At 43.5% G+C, this 255-nt stretch carries 1 protein-coding gene; it reads right to left on the bottom strand.

The genetic code is table 11. From position 1 onward, the window contains the following. A partial coding sequence (locus tag E8Q33_RS15085) for a regulatory protein RecX (protein WP_136555711.1) occupies positions 1-255 on the bottom strand: 255 nt, incomplete at both ends.

The raw sequence follows: 255 nt of genomic DNA, 5'->3' as shown, positions 1-255 counted from the left end.
TCGTACTTCGATAGCAAGCGCAAACCAATCTGTTTCTGCCTGTTGCATGGTGGAATTAATAAGCTCATCCGCCACGCCTTTTTGTTTCATTTCTTGTCTGATTCGCAACTCTCCATATCCCCGGAGAGCGCGAGAACGAATAAACGCTTCGGCAAAACGTTCGTCATTCTGTAAGCCACTTTGTTGTAGCTTTTCTAAAGCGGCATGAATTTTATCCGTTTCATGACCAGCTTGTTGAAGTTTTTGCTGTAATTC

The sequence above is a fragment of the Methylophaga sp. SB9B genome, assembly GCF_004832235.1.
Lineage (GTDB): Bacteria > Pseudomonadota > Gammaproteobacteria > Nitrosococcales > Methylophagaceae > Methylophaga > Methylophaga muralis.
This window is presented reverse-complemented; position numbering and strand designations above follow the sequence as displayed.